This window comes from Arthrobacter sp. E44 (assembly GCF_041877125.1).
Lineage (GTDB): Bacteria > Actinomycetota > Actinomycetes > Actinomycetales > Micrococcaceae > Arthrobacter.
In genome coordinates this window covers 65,159-82,221 of record NZ_JBHDJA010000002.1, presented here as the reverse complement: position 1 = coordinate 82,221, position 17,063 = coordinate 65,159, and the positions used below count along the sequence as shown (strand labels likewise).

25 protein-coding genes are annotated in these 17,063 nt (G+C 67.6%); 13 read left to right on the top strand and 12 right to left on the bottom strand.

Features of this window, described 5'->3' with window-relative positions; translation table 11 throughout:
• Nucleotides 1-55 precede the first annotated feature (55 nt).
• The 4 genes from ACETK3_RS02505 to ACETK3_RS02490 are packed head-to-tail and all read right to left on the bottom strand — an operon-like array spanning nucleotide 56 to nucleotide 2,136.
• Nucleotides 56-352, bottom strand: a complete 297-nt coding sequence (locus tag ACETK3_RS02505) for a rhodanese-like domain-containing protein (protein ID WP_236799425.1) — start codon at nucleotides 350-352, stop codon at nucleotides 56-58.
• Between the two features lie 47 nt (nucleotides 353-399).
• Nucleotides 400-741 carry a rhodanese-like domain-containing protein gene (locus ACETK3_RS02500; protein WP_236799424.1) on the bottom strand — a complete coding sequence of 114 codons (342 nt, stop codon included), beginning with the start codon at nucleotides 739-741 and terminating at the stop codon, nucleotides 400-402.
• Nucleotides 742-763: 22 nt separating this feature from the next.
• Nucleotides 764-1,522: a sulfite exporter TauE/SafE family protein gene (locus tag ACETK3_RS02495; RefSeq protein WP_236799423.1), complete on the bottom strand. Its 759-nt coding sequence runs from the start codon at nucleotides 1,520-1,522 to the stop codon at nucleotides 764-766.
• Nucleotides 1,519-2,136, bottom strand: a complete 618-nt coding sequence (locus tag ACETK3_RS02490; RefSeq protein WP_236799422.1) for a rhodanese-like domain-containing protein — start codon at nucleotides 2,134-2,136, stop codon at nucleotides 1,519-1,521. Before ACETK3_RS02490 ends, ACETK3_RS02495 begins: the two co-directional genes overlap by 4 nt.
• Before the next feature lie 125 nt (nucleotides 2,137-2,261).
• On the opposite strand from ACETK3_RS02490, the gene ACETK3_RS02485 reads away from it, so the two are divergent.
• Nucleotides 2,262-2,519, top strand: coding sequence for a metal-sensitive transcriptional regulator (locus ACETK3_RS02485; RefSeq protein ID WP_142117514.1), 258 nt, complete (start codon nucleotides 2,262-2,264; stop codon nucleotides 2,517-2,519).
• A 45-nt stretch (nucleotides 2,520-2,564) separates the two neighbouring features.
• Nucleotides 2,565-2,981 carry a DUF302 domain-containing protein gene (locus ACETK3_RS02480; RefSeq protein ID WP_237428816.1) on the top strand — a complete coding sequence of 139 codons (417 nt, stop codon included), beginning with the start codon at nucleotides 2,565-2,567 and terminating at the stop codon, nucleotides 2,979-2,981.
• A gap of 96 nt (nucleotides 2,982-3,077) precedes the next feature.
• On the opposite strand, the gene ACETK3_RS02475 is transcribed toward ACETK3_RS02480, so the two are convergent.
• Both ACETK3_RS02475 and ACETK3_RS02470 read right to left on the bottom strand, forming a co-directional pair.
• On the bottom strand, nucleotides 3,078-3,485 hold the full coding sequence (locus ACETK3_RS02475; RefSeq protein ID WP_236820352.1) for a four-helix bundle copper-binding protein: 408 nt from the start codon (nucleotides 3,483-3,485) through the stop codon (nucleotides 3,078-3,080).
• A 56-nt stretch (nucleotides 3,486-3,541) separates the two neighbouring features.
• Nucleotides 3,542-3,892: a hypothetical protein gene (locus ACETK3_RS02470; RefSeq protein ID WP_237428815.1), complete on the bottom strand. Its 351-nt coding sequence runs from the start codon at nucleotides 3,890-3,892 to the stop codon at nucleotides 3,542-3,544.
• Nucleotides 3,893-4,059: 167 nt separating this feature from the next.
• Here ACETK3_RS02470 and ACETK3_RS02465 point away from each other — a divergent pair, with 167 nt between their 5' ends.
• Genes ACETK3_RS02465 through ACETK3_RS02455 form a run of 3 tightly spaced genes read left to right on the top strand, consistent with a single transcriptional unit; the run spans nucleotide 4,060 to nucleotide 6,267 of the window.
• A complete protein-coding gene (locus tag ACETK3_RS02465; protein ID WP_236799419.1) occupies nucleotides 4,060-4,668 on the top strand; it encodes a flavodoxin family protein in 609 nt (202 codons plus the stop codon).
• A gap of 48 nt (nucleotides 4,669-4,716) precedes the next feature.
• Complete coding sequence (locus ACETK3_RS02460; RefSeq protein WP_236799418.1) at nucleotides 4,717-5,388, top strand: haloacid dehalogenase type II; 672 nt, start codon at nucleotides 4,717-4,719, stop codon at nucleotides 5,386-5,388.
• Between the two features lie 39 nt (nucleotides 5,389-5,427).
• Nucleotides 5,428-6,267, top strand: a complete 840-nt coding sequence (locus ACETK3_RS02455; protein ID WP_237428814.1) for an alpha/beta fold hydrolase — start codon at nucleotides 5,428-5,430, stop codon at nucleotides 6,265-6,267.
• Here the strand turns inward: ACETK3_RS02455 and ACETK3_RS02450 are convergent.
• A complete protein-coding gene (locus tag ACETK3_RS02450; protein ID WP_237428813.1) occupies nucleotides 6,254-6,994 on the bottom strand; it encodes a CDP-alcohol phosphatidyltransferase family protein in 741 nt (246 codons plus the stop codon). The genes ACETK3_RS02455 and ACETK3_RS02450 overlap by 14 nt on opposite strands.
• A 41-nt stretch (nucleotides 6,995-7,035) precedes the next feature.
• Complete coding sequence (locus ACETK3_RS02445) at nucleotides 7,036-7,464, bottom strand: hypothetical protein (protein ID WP_237428812.1); 429 nt, start codon at nucleotides 7,462-7,464, stop codon at nucleotides 7,036-7,038.
• 145 nt (nucleotides 7,465-7,609) lie between these two features.
• On the opposite strand from ACETK3_RS02445, the gene ACETK3_RS02440 reads away from it, so the two are divergent.
• Entirely contained in the window at nucleotides 7,610-8,155 is a 546-nt protein-coding gene (locus tag ACETK3_RS02440) for a YceI family protein (RefSeq protein WP_236799414.1), read from the top strand.
• Between the two features lie 145 nt (nucleotides 8,156-8,300).
• On the opposite strand, the gene ACETK3_RS02435 is transcribed toward ACETK3_RS02440, so the two are convergent.
• Nucleotides 8,301-9,047: an ABC transporter permease gene (locus ACETK3_RS02435; protein WP_236820345.1), complete on the bottom strand. Its 747-nt coding sequence runs from the start codon at nucleotides 9,045-9,047 to the stop codon at nucleotides 8,301-8,303.
• Nucleotides 9,048-9,091: 44 nt separating this feature from the next.
• On the bottom strand, nucleotides 9,092-9,292 hold the full coding sequence (locus ACETK3_RS02430) for a DUF2795 domain-containing protein (RefSeq protein ID WP_373992465.1): 201 nt from the start codon (nucleotides 9,290-9,292) through the stop codon (nucleotides 9,092-9,094).
• A gap of 209 nt (nucleotides 9,293-9,501) precedes the next feature.
• Here ACETK3_RS02430 and ACETK3_RS02425 point away from each other — a divergent pair, with 209 nt between their 5' ends.
• The 3 genes from ACETK3_RS02425 to ACETK3_RS02415 all read left to right on the top strand — a co-directional run bounded on the left by ACETK3_RS02425 (nucleotide 9,502) and on the right by ACETK3_RS02415 (nucleotide 12,580).
• Complete coding sequence (locus ACETK3_RS02425; RefSeq protein WP_306970720.1) at nucleotides 9,502-11,478, top strand: amino acid transporter; 1,977 nt, start codon at nucleotides 9,502-9,504, stop codon at nucleotides 11,476-11,478.
• A 132-nt stretch (nucleotides 11,479-11,610) separates the two neighbouring features.
• The gene (locus tag ACETK3_RS02420) at nucleotides 11,611-12,129 is read left to right on the top strand and encodes a GNAT family N-acetyltransferase (RefSeq protein ID WP_237428810.1); all 519 of its coding nucleotides are present in this window, start codon (nucleotides 11,611-11,613) and stop codon (nucleotides 12,127-12,129) included.
• Between the two features lie 82 nt (nucleotides 12,130-12,211).
• The gene (locus ACETK3_RS02415) at nucleotides 12,212-12,580 is read left to right on the top strand and encodes a hypothetical protein (protein WP_236820342.1); all 369 of its coding nucleotides are present in this window, start codon (nucleotides 12,212-12,214) and stop codon (nucleotides 12,578-12,580) included.
• A gap of 75 nt (nucleotides 12,581-12,655) precedes the next feature.
• On the opposite strand, the gene map is transcribed toward ACETK3_RS02415, so the two are convergent.
• Nucleotides 12,656-13,429, bottom strand: coding sequence for a type I methionyl aminopeptidase (gene map / locus ACETK3_RS02410; protein ID WP_236820341.1), 774 nt, complete (start codon nucleotides 13,427-13,429; stop codon nucleotides 12,656-12,658).
• A 143-nt stretch (nucleotides 13,430-13,572) separates the two neighbouring features.
• Here map and ACETK3_RS02405 point away from each other — a divergent pair, with 143 nt between their 5' ends.
• From ACETK3_RS02405 to ACETK3_RS02390, 4 genes are read left to right on the top strand one after another with little or no spacing between them, the layout of a single operon-like run.
• The gene (locus ACETK3_RS02405) at nucleotides 13,573-13,923 is read left to right on the top strand and encodes a metalloregulator ArsR/SmtB family transcription factor (RefSeq protein WP_373992542.1); all 351 of its coding nucleotides are present in this window, start codon (nucleotides 13,573-13,575) and stop codon (nucleotides 13,921-13,923) included.
• Nucleotides 13,920-14,621, top strand: coding sequence for an aquaporin (locus ACETK3_RS02400; protein ID WP_373992464.1), 702 nt, complete (start codon nucleotides 13,920-13,922; stop codon nucleotides 14,619-14,621). The genes ACETK3_RS02405 and ACETK3_RS02400 overlap by 4 nt, the downstream gene beginning before the upstream one ends.
• A complete protein-coding gene (locus ACETK3_RS02395) occupies nucleotides 14,618-15,028 on the top strand; it encodes an arsenate reductase ArsC (RefSeq protein ID WP_236799405.1) in 411 nt (136 codons plus the stop codon). Before ACETK3_RS02400 ends, ACETK3_RS02395 begins: the two co-directional genes overlap by 4 nt.
• 13 nt (nucleotides 15,029-15,041) lie before the next feature.
• A complete protein-coding gene (locus ACETK3_RS02390) occupies nucleotides 15,042-16,442 on the top strand; it encodes an FAD-dependent oxidoreductase (RefSeq protein ID WP_237428808.1) in 1,401 nt (466 codons plus the stop codon).
• A gap of 124 nt (nucleotides 16,443-16,566) precedes the next feature.
• Here the strand turns inward: ACETK3_RS02390 and ACETK3_RS02385 are convergent, their stop codons facing one another.
• A complete protein-coding gene (locus ACETK3_RS02385; RefSeq protein WP_237428807.1) occupies nucleotides 16,567-17,001 on the bottom strand; it encodes a hypothetical protein in 435 nt (144 codons plus the stop codon).
• Nucleotides 17,002-17,063: the final 62 nt, after the last annotated feature.

Sequence of the window (17,063 nt, the reverse complement as noted above, 5' to 3'; positions counted from 1 at the left end):
TTGAGTTGCGGTGCGGCGGGAGCCGTCGATCAGGGAAGGGCGGGTCCGGGCAGGCTTAGGTGGTGGGGAGTCCGGCGCGTGTCCAGGCGGTCATGCCGCCGGCCATGGTGTCCGCTTTGTAGCCAACGCCGTTGAGGGCATCGGCGACGGCGGCGCTGCGGTTGCCGCTGCGGCAGACGGCGATCACGGGCACGGCCGGATCGAGCTCGCCCAGGCGGGCCTGCAGCTGGCCCATCGGGATGTGCAGCGCGCCGGGGATCATGCCCTCGGCAACTTCAAAGTCCTCGCGGACATCCAGGATGTGGGCGGTAGAGCGGCGCTGGTCGGTTTCGGTGATGGTGATTTCAGCCATGGGAGTTCTCCTTTGAAATGGGTTGCGGCTGGTGGGGTGGAGTTGGGTCAGCGGATCGTTTCGCCGGCCTGGCGCCAGGCGGCCATGCCGCCGCGCACCGAGTACGCGTCATATCCCTTGGCGGCGAGGAGCCTGGCCGCCGAGGCAGAGCGGACGCCGGAGGCGCAGACGGCAATCACCGGCCGGGCCTTCTGGATTCCGGCAGTGCTGGTCTGCAGCCGGTCCAGGGGAACGTGTTTGGCTTGGGGTGCGCGGCCGGTGCGCCATTCCTGGGCGGACCGGACGTCGATCAGCGTGGCGCCGGAGCCCAGGAGTTCCTTGGCCTGCGCCACGGAAATCGTCTTGTAGGGCTTGCTGAAGGCCTTCTTGAGGGAATCGATCAATCCCACGATGTTCTCCTCTGTAACGGGGTCAGGCGGTGACCGTGCCGGCGGTGACCCACGCCGCGACGGCGAAGATGAGTACCGCGAATGAGATGCGGATGTGCTTGTCGTGCAGGCGCCGGGCCAGCCGGGCGGCGAAGACGGAACCCAGGATGGCCGGGACTGCGAACGCCAGGGTGGTGGCCCAGTCGATGGTGTAGCCGGCTGCGTGTGCGCTGAACCCGGCGGCGGAGTTGACCACGATGATCGCCAGCGAAGTCCCTACGGCCTGCTTCATCCGCAGGCCCAGGAAGATGGTCAGTGCGGGGGTGATGAGGAAGCCGCCGCCCACGCCCAGCAGCCCGGTGAGGAACCCGACCAGCACGCCCACAGCCACGGCTTTCGGGGCGCAGGACCGGAAGGCCCGGCGCGGCCCGGTGCTGCAGGAGCCCTCGGTTTCGCGCGGCTTCTTGAGCATCCGGATGCCCGCGACCACCATGATCACGGCGAATGCGAGCATCAGGATGTTCGGGTCCAGCAGTTTCCCCACGGCGGCTCCCGCCCAGGCCGCCGGGATGCCGGCGGCGCCTACCAGTGCGATGACGGGCCAGTTCAGGCCCTCGCGGAGGCGGGGGAGCAGGGCCGCCAGTGAGGAGATGCCCACCACCAGAAGTGAGGTGGGGATGGCCTGGGCGGGGCTCATGCCCACGCCGTACACCAGGGCAGGAACGGCGATGATGGACCCGCCGCCACCCACTACGCCCAGTACGACGCCGACGACGAGCCCCAGTCCCAGGGCCGGGATCATGCTGCCGCGCCCGCTTCAGCTGTCTGCACGGGAAGCTGCAGGATGGCGCTTTCGCGGGTGGGTTCGTTGGCGGCCTTGTTCCATGGCATGGCAGACAGGGCCTTTCCCATGGCGCAGGTGTTGGTCGCGGCCGAGAAGGTCAGCCCGGTGCCGATGGCGCCGGCGAGCATGCGGACCTTGGGGGAGACGAACTTGCCGCCCACCAGACCCAGCATCACCAGGGAGCCGGCGGCCAGGCGGACCTGGCGCTCCAGGTCCCAGCGGTCTTTGCCCTTGACGACGTCGCCGCCGGCAGCGGCGAAGCCCGGAACCCCGCCGGTGAGGACGTAGGCGGTATCGAGGCCGACGGTGGCCATCCGCTGGCGTGCCTGCTCGGCGCGGACGCCGGACTGGCAGACCAGGACCACGCGTGAGCCCAGCCGGGCGGCGAGTTCATCGGTGTGCTCGGAGAGCAAGGGCAGCGGCACGTTGTAGGAACCGCGGATGTGCATGGACTCGAACTCGGCTGCAGAGCGAACGTCGATCACCACCAGGTCCTGGTGCTCTGTGATCCAGGACTGCAGCGTTTCGGGAGCAAGCGCCGTAACGGCGGTTGCTTTGGAAGGGGATGTCATGTGTGGCCTCTCGGAAGGGGTCTGGGGGATACCCGACCGAGTATTACAGATACCCCCGGGGGTAGTCAAAACACCCATGGGGGTATATAGTTGAGCGCAGCACCCCATCGATGGAGACACCTCTTATGGAACTGAACCCCACTGAACTCACGCCCGTGATCAACCGCCTCAAGCGGGCCCAGGGCCAGCTTGCCGCCGTCACGCGGATGCTTGAAGAAGGCCGGGACTGCAAGGACGTTGTCACCCAGCTGGCGGCCGTGTCCAAGGCTCTTGACCGGGCCGGCTTCGCCATCATCGCCACCGGGCTGGAGCAGTGCATCGTCCAGAAGGACGCAACCATGGACCGCAAGGACCTGGAGAAGCTCTTCCTCTCCCTGGCATAAACCAACGCCCCATCAGCGGACCGGCAGCAACCTCAAAGGAGCACCATGACCTACACCCTGGCCACCACCGTCTCCCTTCCCTGGGCCGAAGCCGTGGAACGCACCCGCGAAGCCCTCGCCGCGCAAGGGTTCGGAATCCTGACCGAAATCAATGTCCGCTCCACCTTCGAAGCCAAGCTTGGCGCTGAAGCCGCGGACGCCGTCGGGGATTACGTCATCCTTGGCGCCTGCAACCCGGCCCTTGCCAGCCGCGCCTTGGCCGCCGAGCCGGAAATGGGTGCCCTGCTGCCGTGCAACGTGGTGGTGCGCCGGAACAGTGCAGCCGATGCAACCACTGTGGAGGCGATCGATCCGCAGACCATGGTGCAGCTGAGCAGCGCACCTTCAGTTAAGGAAGTGGCGGACGACGCCGGCACCCGCCTCCGCAAGGCACTGGCCAGCCTGAACGGTGCAGCCGAGTAAACAGTCAGCCTGTAGACCACAACGCGGGGCTCCGCCGTTACGGCGGAGCCCCGCGTTGTTTTGCTTAAAGCACGGGAGCCGTTCTTCCCGGGCGTCTCAACCCAAGGAAGCCAGGAGGTCGGCGCAGGCTTGTTCGCAACGGCGGCAGGATTCGGCGCAGACGCGGCAGTGTTCGTGCATGGAGGCATGCTCACCGCATTCGTCGCCGCACGCCTTGCAGGCCGCACGGCAGGCTTCCAGGACTGCCCGGGTGATGTTCGCGTCGTACCCGGTGTGGCGGGAGAGGACGTTGCCGGTGGCGGCGCAGATGTCCGCGCAGTCGAGGTTGGTGCGGATGCACTTGGTCAGCTCCGCGACCATGTCTTCGCTCAGGCAGGCGTCGGCGCAGGCCGTGCAGGTTTGGGCGCATTCGAAGCAGGCCTGGATACATGCGGCGAGCTTGTCCTTGTCCAGGTTGCCGAGGTCTTTGGGGTAGGTGTCCAGCATGGACTGTACGTGCGTCATTTTTGGTCTCTCGTTTCCGGTTGTGGTCAGTGGATTGGGTGGGCGGAAGTGCCCGTTTACGTCCGGCTGATGGAGAGTTGGTCTAGCGTCAGCGCCTGCCGCCGGGGCTCGGGCTCCTGCGCCACCTGCAGTACATGCTGCAGGGCGGCTGGCGCGGCAGCTCTTGGCGGGTCCGGCGCGGCCGCCTTCGTTGGCGCCGGCTCGCTGCGTGGCGCGGGGTAGCGGTCGCAGCACGCATGGTGCTGGGGCGCAGGGGAGTGGAGGGCGGCTGCGTGCTGGACCACGGACGGCGCCGGGCCAGGCTCAGCCACCAGCGCGTACCGGGTGCCCTGCGAGTAGGAGGCTGCGGCCACGAGCAGCGCAGCCAGGAGAAGCCAGCCGAAAAGGATCCGCAGTGCTGCAGGCACGCGGATCGTTCCTTCGGGCATTACTTCCAACTCCGTGGAGGCCTCCTTGGGTGGCAGGCAGGTCGGTATAGGTGGCGGCAGCCGGCCATAGTGCGGGCGGCTGCCGTGTGATCTACTACTAAGTAGACTGACTATTTTGGTCGAGAAAATCAAGGGAGCTTTCGCTGATGTCCACGTTGTCCGCTCTTGCCCTCATCTGTACCCTCACCCCGTCCCCGGAACCGTCCAGCAGCGAGCTGATGGCCCAGCACATCCTTGACGAACTGGAAGGCCACGGGGTGGCCACCGAGTCACTGCGCATCGTGGACCATGACGTGAAGCGCGGCGTGCAGGTGGACATGGGCAACGGTGATGCGTGGCCCGCAATCCACGAAAAGATCCTGGCCGCGGACATCCTGGTCCTCTCCACCCCCATCTGGATGGGCCACCCCTGCAGCGTCGCCCAGCAGGTCATGGAGCGCCTGGACGCCGACCTGTCGGAAACGGACGACGACGGCCGGCCGGTCATGTACGGAAAGGTTGCCACGGTTGCCGTGGTGGGAAACGAGGACGGGGCCCACAAGACCATCGCCGACATGATGCAGGGACTGAACGACGTCGGCTTCAGCCTTCCAGCCCAGGGCGGCACCTACTGGGTGGGCGAGGCCATGCAGACCGTGGACTTCATGGACCTTGAGCAGGTCCCGGACCCGGTAGCTTCCACCAATGCCGGGCTTGCCCGCAACGCCGTGCACCTGGCCCGGCTCCTGCGCTCCAACAAATACCCGGCCAAGTAGCGGGCGGCTCCGCGGTGGGGCTGCCCGCCGGAACAGGAAAGGAACATCATGTCCCAACCATTGGTCATCGTTTTTGACGTCAATGAGACCCTGTCCGACATGGGCCCGCTCGCCGAGGCATTCGCGCAGGTCGGGGCGCCTCGCGGGCTGGCCAAACTCTGGTTCGCCACGCTCCTGCGTGACGGGTTCGCCCTCACCGCCAGCGGGGGCAAGGCGTCCTTCGCCACCATTGGCGCCGATGCCCTCCGCACCCTGCTGGGAGCCGAAGGGATCTCCGGAAACCTGGAGACCGCCGTCGAACGCGTCATGGCTGCCATGCAGAACCTGTCCCTTCACCCGGACGTCCCGGACGGCATCCGCGCCGTCGCGGCGGCCGGGCACCGGCTGGTCACGCTAACCAATGGCGCCACCGCCAACACGGACAAACTGCTGGTTGCCGGTGGCGTTAGGGACAAATTCGAGCTGCTCCTATCCGTGGAGGACGCGCCTGCCTGGAAACCGGCCAAGGCCGCATATGAGTACGCGGCAACTGCGGCCGGAGCAGACCCGGCCAAGATGCTGCTGGTTGCCGTGCACCCCTGGGACATCCATGGGGCAGCCAAAGCCGGGCTGCGGACCGTGTGGATCAACCGCACCGGCGCCCGCTACCCCTCCTATTTCCAGTCACCGGACATCACCATCCCGGCCCTCACCGGGCTGCCCGCGGTGCTCGCCGCGTAGCCACCCCCGCCCCGCCCCAAACTCGAACGGAGACCACCCATGGCCCAGCCCGTCGAACGCCATACCGTTGACGTGAACGGCATCCCGCTGTCCTACCTCGCGGCGGGGGATGAGGGCGCCCCGCCGCTGATCCTGCTGCACGGCACCTTCTGGAGCCGGGTGTGGCAGCCCGTCCTGCCGGCCCTTGGCGAACACAGCCGCTGCTACGCGCTGGACTTTCCGGGCTTCGGCCGGAGCGGGGGAGAGCTGGATGTTGAGCAGGCCAGCGTACCGGCCCTGGTGCAGACCGTGCTCGATGCCGCGGATGCCCTCGGCATCGGGGAGTTTGACGTCGCTGCCCACGACATCGGCGGCGGCGTGGCCCAGCAGCTCGCCGCCTACAGCGGGAGGGTCCGGAAGATGGTTCTGATGAACGCCGTCATGTTCGACTCCTGGCCGGTGCCCGCCGTCGAGCGTTTCCGGGAGCCTGACGTGCGGGCAAACACCAGCGAGGAGGACCTCCTCGCTGCACGCCGCAAGTCCACGCAGGGCAGCGCCACCCGGACGCTCACCGAGGAGGAACTGGAGGACTACCTGTCGCCGTGGCATTCTCCGGCCCGGTCACGCTCGTGGATGGCCATGGCAGCGGCCGCCGATCCCCGCTACACCCTGGACTTGGTCCCGGCCCTCAAGGAAGCCGCAATCCCCACCCGCCTGGTATGGGGCCGTGACGACGACTTCCAGAAAATCGGGTTTGCCCGCCGGTACGTGGAGGAGGTCCCCAACGCGGACCTGGTGGAGGTGGACGGTAAGCACATCCCCACGGAGGATTCACCGGACGCCGTGGCTACGGCGATGCTGGAGCACCTGGCTGCACAGCACTCGGCTAAAGCGCCGTAAGCCCGGCCTCCGCGTCCAAAACCACCGCCCGGTGGCGGCTCTCCAGCTGGACCACGTCCCGCGTGAAGGAAAACGTGAGCAGGCCAAGGGCCAGGGCCGGCGCCGCAACCGCCGCACTGGGCGGAGTCACCGGCAGCAGTGCCACCAGCAGCGCGAACGGCTGGAACGCCCCGATTGCCTTGCGGGACGTGCTCGGCGGCAGCGTTGCACGGAGGTGCGGCCGGAGGAAGCCGGCGGCAGAGAATGCGTAGTACATGGCCCCGGTGGCCAGGGTCCAGGGACCAACGACGGCGGCGGCCGCGACGGACAGGACCAGGACCAGGGCGGCGTCCGTGGCTCCATCGAAGCGGGCTCCCTCCGCCGACGAGGTGCCGGTGCGCCGGGCCACCGCGCCATCGAGCCCGTCCAGGAGGAACGTGGCGCCGCCCAGGACTGGCAGGAGCAGGTCCGTGCGGGGCCCGGTGAACAGTTGCTGCACGGCCAACACGGCGCAAAGGGCCACGAGGACGGCGCGCAGGAGGGTGACACGGTCGGCGGGCGTGGAGAAGCGCGGGACGCGCCGCAGGATGGAGCCGACGGCGCCACCGGCCACCACGGCGCCGGCGGCCAGCCCGGCCAGCTGGGTCATTGGAGCGGACGGGGTCAGCGTGAGCAGCCACAGTGCCGCCAGCCCGTAGGCCACAAGGGCGGCCAGCGCGTCCGGCAGTGCCCGTTCAGCTGCGCTCATCCGGACCTCCCCTCGCATGCTAGCAATGGCTGCGGTGATCCTCACCGCCGGCGACGCCCGGCCGGAAGCCTGCTGCCGTCGTCGTACCGTGCCCTGTGGCCGGTCCGGACCAGGCCGGCGATCGCCAGCATGGTCCCGGCGCCCTCGGCGACGGCACTGAGGGTTTTGGAGAAGAACCAGACGGGGTCGTACATGGCCGGGATGGGCCCGATGGCCGGGATGTCCACGTACCGGTAAAGCACGACGGCGGCGAACGCGCTGAGTGCCACCACCAGGGCCAGGGCGTAGGCAGCCCTGCTGCCGCGGACCAGGACGTAGACGCCGGCCACCAGCGCCGCGGCCGCCTCGAGCAGGAACAGGGTGCCTTGGCTGATGGTGCCCGGCTGCGCGTTCTGGTAGCCCGGGGCCAGGAAGAAGTGGACGCCGGAGTCGATGAACAGCGCCAGTGCGGTCAGGAGTCGTAGAGCCACGTTTATGTATACGCCCGGAATTCGCTCCGGGTTCAAGTCGCCCTATTACGTCTGCGGGTTTTGTGGGGAATATTTAGGGGTGTCTGGAATATTGCGCCTTTAGCGGGCAGAAGCGCCTGCGGCCCTACGAGTAAGGAGAACAGCGATGACCCTTCCCAAGGAACTCACGCCGGGAACATGGACCCTGGACATGGCCCACAGCGAGATCGGCTTCAGCGTCCGCCATGCCGGGATCAGCAAGGTCCGGGGCCGCTTCACAGAAGCGTCGGCGGAAGCGCGCGTGGGCGAATCCCTGGCGGACTCGTCCGTGCATGCCACGGTGTACACCGCCAGCTTCACTTCCGGGGATGCCAACCGGGACGCCCATGTCCGCGGGGCTGATTTCTTCGACGTGGAGCAGTACCCCGAGATGACGTTCCGCGGCACCCATGTCGAGGGCGACGGCGAGGAGTACACGCTGACCGGGGACCTCACCATCAAGGGTGTCACCCGGCCCGTGGAACTTGAGGTCGAGTTCACCGGTGTTGCTGTGGATCCCTTCGGCGCCACCCGTGCCGGGTTCTCCGCTGAAACCGAGATCAGCCGCAAGGAGTTCGGGCTGACCTGGAACGCAGCCCTGGAAGCCGGCGGCGTGCTGGTCAGCGACAAGGTGAAGATCAACCTGGAAGCAGCGCTGGTAAAGCAGGGCTAGATCTCAAATACATATATTCGACGCGCGACGGTACTTTCGACGCGCAAAAACGATGGCGCGACCGAAATATCGGTAGCGCCATCGTTTTTGCGGCGCGGGAATGAACTTCCGCAGCGCCAAACCGTCCGGGCAGAAACCGTCCCGGTCACAGCGGCTCGGGACGCACCTTCACGTTGCCCAGCGAACGGATCAGCGCCACGGCGGTGATGGATCCGGCCGCCATGATCGAGGCCAGCACCACCACCTGGAACCGGCCCGCCTCCAGGGGAGAGGCGCCGCCGAAGATGGCACCCACGAACGCGCCGGGCAGTGTGACAAGCCCGGTGGTCTTGGTCTGGTCCGTGGACGGGATCAACGCCGAGTGCACTGCCTGCCGGGCCTGGATCAGGGTGGCCTGCCGGGGGGTTGCCCCCAGCGCCAGCCAGCCCTCTACCTGGTCCCACTGCTCCAGGACGGCCTCGAAGAAGCGGCGGCCGGCAAGCGTGGCGATGGTCATGGAGTTGCCGATCACGATCCCGCCCACCGCCAGCGCGTATCGCGGGGAGAATTCGATGGCACCTGTGCCAAACACGATGGCCACCGTCACCAGGATGCCCGCAGCCATCGTTGCGGCCACCACGGCAAAGCGCCGCCAGGACCAGGTGAGCCGCCGCGTCGCCGTCACGGATGCCACGGTGAACATGACCAACAGGGCCGCCCCCACCCACAGCGGGTTGGTGATGACGCCGCCCAGCACCAGGCTGATCACCGCCAGCTGGGCCGCGCCGCGGAGGATGGCCAGGGCAGGGGAGAGGTACGACGGCGTCCGCGCGCCCCACAGGATGCCCACCGTGAGTGCCGCCAGGATGGCAATGGCCACCAGGGTGGGCAGCAGGGCGGCAAGGGCGGGCATGCCGCCAGCTTACTGGGGGCGGAAACCGCCTCCTGCGAACCCGCCTAGGAGTTGCTGTCCGAAATCGCGGAGCTGACAGCGGTGGGGCTGTCGTATTCCCGGTCGGGGAGTGCTTCGAGGGCCTTCATGACGTTGTCGTCGGCGCCGGCTTCCTTGGCGCGGGACAGCAGGTCTTCACGCTTCGCCGGGTAGTCGATGCCGCCCAGGAACTTCTGGATCTGGATGGGATTGGGAGTGTCTGCCATGGTGCCGGGTTCCTTTCGGTGTTCCTCTGTGCTTTCCGTGGCCTACCACGTTCAGGTGCCGCGGTGGGCCCATCCTAGTCCCACAGCCTGGCGTCCCAAACCCGGCGTCAAGGATTCATTAAGAAATCCTGTTTTGCCGCTTGAGGCGTTTTGGCCGGTGCTAGCTTCGCAGATGGTCGCGGTGCAAAGGGCAGCGCGGAAAGGCAGACATGACCACGTTAAGCAGGCCCCCGGCGGATCCTTCCGCGCCACACCCGCGCGGAAGGAAAGCGTTCCAGGGCTGGCTGCTGTTTGGGCTCCAGGACAGCAAAGGCGCCCACCCCGGGCCGGGCGGCGTGCCCACGCAGCACGAAAAGAAGCACTCGTGGTGGCAGGTGATGTGCCTGACGGGCGTGGACTACTTCTCCACCCTTGGCTACCAACCGGCCATCGCCGCGCTCGCTGCAGGGGTCATCTCTCCGCTGGCCACCCTGGTGCTGGTGGCGGTGACCCTGCTCGGCGCCCTCCCGGTTTACCGCAGGGTTGCCGGCGAAAGCCCCCGCGGTGAAGGCTCCATCGCCATGCTCGAGCGGCTGCTGCCGCGCTGGGGCGGCAAGCTCCTGGTGCTGGTCCTCCTGGGATTCGCAGCCACCGACTTCATGATCACCATGACCCTTTCGGCAGCAGACGCCACCGCGCACCTGCTCGGGAACCCGGTGGCTCCGGGGTGGCTGCAGGGCCAGAACGTCCCCGTAACGCTCTTCCTGCTTGCGTTGCTGGCCGCTGTGTTCCTGCGCGGCTTCAAGGAAGCCATCGGCATCGCCGTTGTCCTGGTGGTGTTCTACCTGGGCCTGAACGCCATCGTGGTTGCCGTTACTTTCGCTCAGGTACTCTCGCACCCCGCCGCCATGGGGGATTGGTGGACCAACCTGTGGGTGTCGCACGGAAATCCGGTGATGGCCGTGGCCATCGCGCTCCTCGTGTTCCCCAAACTGGCCCTGGGACTGTCCGGCTTCGAAACCGGCGTGGCCGTGATGCCGCAGGTCCTGGGGAAAGCGGACGACACCGAAGAAAATCCGGCCGGCCGCATCCGGGGTACCCGCCGCATGCTCACCACCGCCGCCGTGATCATGAGCGCCTTCCTGCTGACCACCAGCTTCATTACGGTTGTCCTGATCCCGGAACAGGAATTCCAGCCCGGTGGCCAGGCGAACGGCCGTGCCCTGGCCTTCCTGGCGCACGAATACCTCGGTGTGGGGTTCGGCAGCGTTTATGACATCAGCACCATCGCCATCCTCTGGTTCGCCGGTGCGTCGGCGATGGCCGGCCTGCTGAACCTAGTGCCCCGCTACCTGCCGCGGTACGGCATGGCTCCGGCCTGGGCCAAGGCCGTCCGGCCGCTGGTGCTCGTCTTCACCCTGGTCGGCTTCCTGATCACCTTCATCTTCAAGGCCGACGTCGATGCCCAGGGCGGTGCCTACGCCACCGGCGTCCTGGTGCTGATGACCTCCGCCGCCGTGGCCGTCACGCTATCGGCGCGCCGTCACGGGCAGCGGAACCTCACGGTGGGTTTCGGCGCCATCACCGTGGTGTTCGCCTACACCACGGTGGCCAACATCTTCGAACGGCCCGAGGGCATCCGGATCGCCGCCATCTTCATCCTTGGGATCATCGTCATCTCGCTGCTGTCCCGGGTCCGCCGCTCCTTCGAGCTGCATGCCACCCGGGTGCACCTGGACCAGCAGGCCCTGGAGTTCATGTCCAGCACCCTGGACGGGCCCATCGCGATCATCGCGCACGAGCCGCTGCGGATGACCGCGGAAGCGTACCGGGACAAGCTGGAGTCCGCCATCGAGGTCAGCCACCTGCCGCTGGCCGGCGACGCCCTGTTCCTCGAGGTTGTGGTGGATGATTCCTCGGACTTCGAAACCGAGCTGCACGTCAAGGGAGTGAACCGGCATGGGTATCACATCCTCGAAGTCCACGGCCCCGTGGTCCCCAACACCATCGCCTCCGTCCTGCTGCACATCAGGGACATCACCGGGCTCATGCCGCACATCTACTTCCGCTGGACCGAGGGCAACCCGATCAACAACCTGGTACGGTTCCTGTTCCTGGGCGAGGGAGAGATCGCGCCGGTGACCCGGGAGGTGCTGCGCGAGGCCGTCCCGGATGTCACCCAGCGCCCGTGGGTCCACGTCGGCTGACCGCCGTCGCACCGTAACGCCCACACCCTTCCCCGCGAGATGGCACTTGACGGCAATGTTTCCGCGGAGCATCGCCGTGAAGTGCCATCTCGCGGGACGGAGGAGTGCCAGCGCGCCACCATAATGGGACGCATGGACAGTCCCGTCACCATCCGCCCCATGTGCCCTGACGACTGGACAGCGGTCCACGCGATCTACGCCGCCGGCATTGCCACGGGGGAGGCGACCTTTGAGAGCGAGCCGCCCACCTGGGAAGCGTTCGACGGCGTCCGGCTGCCTGGCCACCGGATCGTCGCCGAAGATGCGGGCAGGGTCCTGGGATGGGCCGCGGTCTCCCGGGTTTCTTCACGGGAGGTGTACCGGGGCCTCGTGGAGCACTCCATCTATGTTGCCCCGCAGGCACAGGGCCGCGGCGTGGGCCGGCTGCTCCTGGACGCCCTGATTGAGTCGACGGAAGCGGCCGGAATCTGGACCATCCAGTCCAGCATTTTCCCTGAGAACATGGCGAGCCTTGCCCTGCACCGGAAGCTGGGCTTCCGGGTGGTGGGAACCCGGGAACGGATTGCCCGGATCAACCACGGCCCCAAGGCGGGCCACTGGCAGGACACGCTGCTCCTGGAACGCCGCAGTTCCGTGGCCGGGACCGAATAGAAGGACCTCCCGGCGCCGGGTCCGTACCTGCCTCCGGTGCCTAGACTGGACGTATGCGGGTAATGAACCCCGGGGGCTTTTGATGAGCCTGCAAGCGATGTTCGTGGGCGCCCTGTTGTCCGCCGTCGTGGCACTGGTCCTGCTCCTGCTGGTGCGGAGGGAACGGCGCGTGGGGGTCGTGGCAACGGCAGCAGCCGCGGCTCTCCTGATGCCCATGGCCTGGAATTCGATCCTTAACTGGACTGCAGCGATCGGCCTGTTCTCCCACGACCTGCCGTTCCCGCCGTTCCCCATCAGCTGGCAGGATACGGGAACGGGAGTGTTCACCCTTGCCGGCACCGCCATCGCCCTCATGTCCGGGCCCTGCAGGCGGGACGCAGCCCGCGGCGTGGCAGCGACCGCCGCCCTCACCGCGCTGGCCGCTCTGCTGGTGGACGTCTACCTCTACTGAAGTGGCGCCGGTACTCCGCGCGCTCGTACTCCGGGCGCCGGCTCAGCCGCGGCAGCGGGCGAAGCGGCCCGGCACCTACCGCGAGGGCAGCGTCAGGATCTCGGCGCCGTCGTCGGTAATGGCGATGGTGTGTTCCGTGTGGGCCGTCCGGCAGCCTGTGGCGCTCCGGAGCGTCCACCCGTCGTCGTCCGTCACCAGTTCAGCCGTGTCCGCCATGATCCACGGTTCCAGCGCCAGCAGCAGCCCGGGCCGGAGCTTGAAGCCGCGGCCGGGCCGGCCCATGTTGGGCACGTGCGGGTCCTGGTGCATGGTGGAGCCGATGCCGTGCCCGCCGAACTGCGTGTTGATGGGGTACCCCGCGTCGGTGAGAACGCGGCCGATGGCGTAGGAGATGTCGCCGATCTTTGCCGTTGGCCCTGCCGCAGCGATCCCGGCGGCCAGGGCCCGCTCGGTGGCCTCAATCATCGCCACGCTCTCCGCCGGCCGCGAATCGCCCACCAGGAAGCTGATGGCAGCGTCGGCGGCCACCCCGTTTTTCACGACGGCGAGGTCCAGGGTGAGCAGGTCGCCGTCGGCCAGTTCGTAGTTGTGCGGCAGTCCGTGCAGCACGGCATCGTTGACGCCCGTGCAGATGTAGTGGCCGAAGGGGCCGCGGCCGAACGATGGCGCATAGTCCACGTAGCATGACTCGGCCCCGGCCTCGGTGATCAGCTCCTTGGTCCACTGGTCGATGTCCAGCAGGTTGGTGCCCACGGCGGCGCGGCTCTTCATGGCCTGCAGGATGTCCGCCACCAAGGCTCCGGTCTCCCGTGCGCGGGCCACTTCAGCGGGGTTCAGGATCTCGATCATTGCGGCGCCCTTCGTCTGCGGCCAAAAGCTCTCGGGGCCATCCTATTTGCCGTGGCTGTGGGCGTTGCAAGGGGCGGAGGAAGCAGGGGGGATTTCCGCGGATTGCCAAAGATATAGATGAGTGTAAATATTTACACGTGTCTATGTCTTTGGAGCTGACCCCCGTCCAGGCCGTCGCCTGCTGTGCGCCCCTGGCGAGGGAGCCGTTGTCAGAACCGGAAGCGGAAGGAATCGCGCCGCTGTTGAAGGCGCTGGCCGATCCGGTCCGGCTGCGGCTGATGTCCCTGGTCGCCTCGCATGACGGCAGCGAAGCCTGCGTCTGCGACCTCAATGACGCCTTTGAGCTGTCCCAGCCCACCATCAGCCACCACCTGAAGATCCTCCACGAGGTGGGTTTGCTGGACCGGGAAAAGCGGGGGGTGTGGGTCTACTACCGCGCCCGGACCGAGGCGCTGCAGAATTTGGCCGCCCTGATTGGCGGGCAGGCCACGTGAGCACACTTTCCCGCCGTGCCGCCGCCGAGTTTGTCGGCACCGCCTTCCTGGTGATGGCCGTGGTGGGCTCGGGCGTCATGGCGTCCAGGCTGTCCCCGGACGACGCCGGCCTGCAGCTTTTGCAGAACAGCCTCGCCACGGGTGCCGCGCTGGTGGCGCTGATCGTGGCACTGCAGCCGGTGTCGGCGTCGTTCAATCCGGTGGTGACCCTGGTGGAACGTGCACTGGGGATGATCGACACCAGGACCGCGGCAGGGTTGATTGCCGGCCAGGTTTTGGGCGGGCTGGCCGGAACCATCACGGCGAACCTGATGTTCGGGCTGGACGCGGTCGCCTGGTCCACGCACCAGCGCACCGGGCCTGACCTCTGGCTGGCCGAGGTCATCGCCACGGTGGGGCTGCTGCTGGTCATCTTCGGCACGGTCCGGTCCGGCCGGGCGGACAGGGTGGCCTTCGCCGTCGGCGGGTATATCACCGCCGCCTACTGGTTCACCAGCTCCACCAGCTTCGCCAACCCGGCGGTGACCATCGCCCGGACCCTCACGGACACCTTTGCCGGCATCGCACCGCCGTCGGCCCCTGCCTTCATCCTGGCCCAGCTGCTGGGCGGTGCCCTGGGATACTTCCTGGTCCGCTTCCTCTACCCCTCCTTCACCGCTGCCGCTGCCGTCGCGGCTGACCGAAAGGTGCTCTCATGAGCCACAAACCCTCCGTCCTGTTCGTCTGCGTCCACAACGCCGGCCGTTCCCAGATGGCCGCCGCGTTCCTTACCTCGCTCTCGCAGGGCGCCATCGAGGTCCGTTCCGCCGGATCGCAGCCGGCGGAGAAGGTCAACCCGTCTGCGGTCCAGGCCATGGCGGAGGTGGGCATCGACATGTCCGCCGAGATCCCCAAGATCCTCACCACCGAAGCCGTGCAGGACTCTGACGTGGTGATCACCATGGGCTGCGGCGACGAATGCCCCTACTTCCCGGGCAAACGCTACGAAGACTGGGTGCTGGAGGATCCCGCCGGCAAAGGCGTGGAGTCCGTCCGGCCCATCCGCGACCAGATCAGGACCCGGGTGGAAGCCCTGATCGCCTCCCTCATTCCTGCCCAGAGCTGAATTGGAGCATGCCATGACATCGCCGGAACCTACATCGCTTGAGTCCCTGCAGTCCCTGCCTGTTGCCGTGATCGGCGCCGGACCCGTCGGCCTGGCCGCGGCCGCGCACCTGCTGGAACGCGGGCTGGAGCCATTGGTCCTCGAGGCAGGCCCAACTGTTGGCGCTGCCATCCGCCAGTGGGGCCACGTCCGCGTCTTTTCCACGTGGAAGTACAACCTGGACGCTGCCTCGGTCCGGTTGCTGGAACGCTCCGGGTGGGAAGCGCCCCGGCCCACCGCCCTGCCGTACGGCGCCCAGATCGTGTCCGAGTACCTGGAACCGCTGGCCGCAACGCCGGAACTGAAGGACCGAATCAGGACCGGGGCGCGGGTGGTGGCCGTCAGCCGACAGGGCATGGACAAGGGCAGGAGCCAGGGCCGGGACACTGCCCCGTTCCTGCTGCGGATAGAGCACGACGGCGGCAAGGTCACCCAGGTGCTTGCCCGCGCCGTGGTGGATACTTCCGGCACCTGGAGCACCCCGGCGCCGCTGGGATCGTCAGGGTTGCCCGCCCCCGGCGAGGCAGAGGCCCGGGCGGCGGGCCTGGTCACGGGGCCACTGCCCGATGTTTCAGCTGGTGGTTTCGCCGGCCGCCGCACCCTGGTGATAGGTTCCGGCCATTCGGCGGCCAACATGGTCCTTGACCTGGCCCGGCTGGCCCGCGCCAATCCCGGCACCGAGGTGCTCTGGGCCATCCGCGCGGCCACACCCGCCCGCGCCTACGGGGGCGGGGATGCCGACCAACTGCCCGCCCGCGGCCAGCTCGGCGCGAGGCTCCGCACCGCCGTCGACACGGGTGCCGTCCAGCTCCTGACGGACTTCCACACCGCTTCCATCGGCGTGCATGACGGCGCGGTGACAGTGCACTCAACGGACGGCCGCGCTGTTGAGGTGGACCGCGTGATTCCCACTACCGGTTTCCGCCCGGACCTGGCCATGCTCTCCGAGCTGCGCCTGGACCTGGACCCGGCGGTGGAGGCACCCAAAGACCTCGGCCCGCTGATCGATCCCGATTTCCACAGCTGCGGAACCGTCCCTGCCCACGGCGCCCGCATCCTGGCCCAGCCGGAGAAGGACTTCTACCTGGCCGGCATGAAGTCCTACGGCCGGGCGCCCACCTTCCTGATGGCCACCGGCTACGAGCAGGTCCGCTCCATCGCCGCAGCCCTGGCCGGAGACACCGAGGCCGCGGACGCCGTGGAACTCGAACTCCCGGAAACCGGAGTGTGCTCCACCAGCATCCTCAGTGACTCGCATGATGCCGGTGATTCCGTCGGCGGATCCTGCTGCGCGGCGCCGGCACCGGTACCCGTGACGATCGGGTTCGCCACGGGCCTTCAGCACGGCCGCAGCAGCGGAACCATTTCGGGGTAGGCGTGCGTTCCAGCCCAGTTACTCCCGGCCGCCCGGGTGCACAGCCAAGGGCACGCCGTCCCTCACGGCGCGCCGCGGGAGGAGCGGAAGAGTAACTGGGCGGGAATGCATGGTTGGCCGGGACTCATGGGCCGGAAGGCTCACCCCAGTTGATGCCGATGGAGCGGCCGCGCGCGAAGTGGGCGTTCGCGATTTCATTGACTTCGCGGAGGCTCATGCCCGGATGGGCCAGGCGGATCCACTCGTAGTCCCATTCCTGCAGGTCCCGTTCGCGGCCGGCCCGTTTCTGGTTGCGCATGTGGGCTGTGAGGTCGTCGCCACCAACGGGGATGCGGGGTGCGGCAATGACGGGTTGCGGCTTAGGTGGGGGTATCGGGGCCGGACGGGGCGGAGCCTTCGTAGTGCGGACCAGCGCCACCGTCACTGCCACCACGCCCAGGCTGATGAGGATGACCCACCAGAATTTGATGATGATGGCTATGACGATCAGGACCAGGAAGGGGGCGCACCCGATAGTGCCGCCGCCCTTGCTGCGCGAGCGACGCCGTTTTGCTGCCATGGTGGTTCCTCTTGTGACGTGATGGAGCTATAGAATCCACTTTCGCACCGGCTACGCGCCGT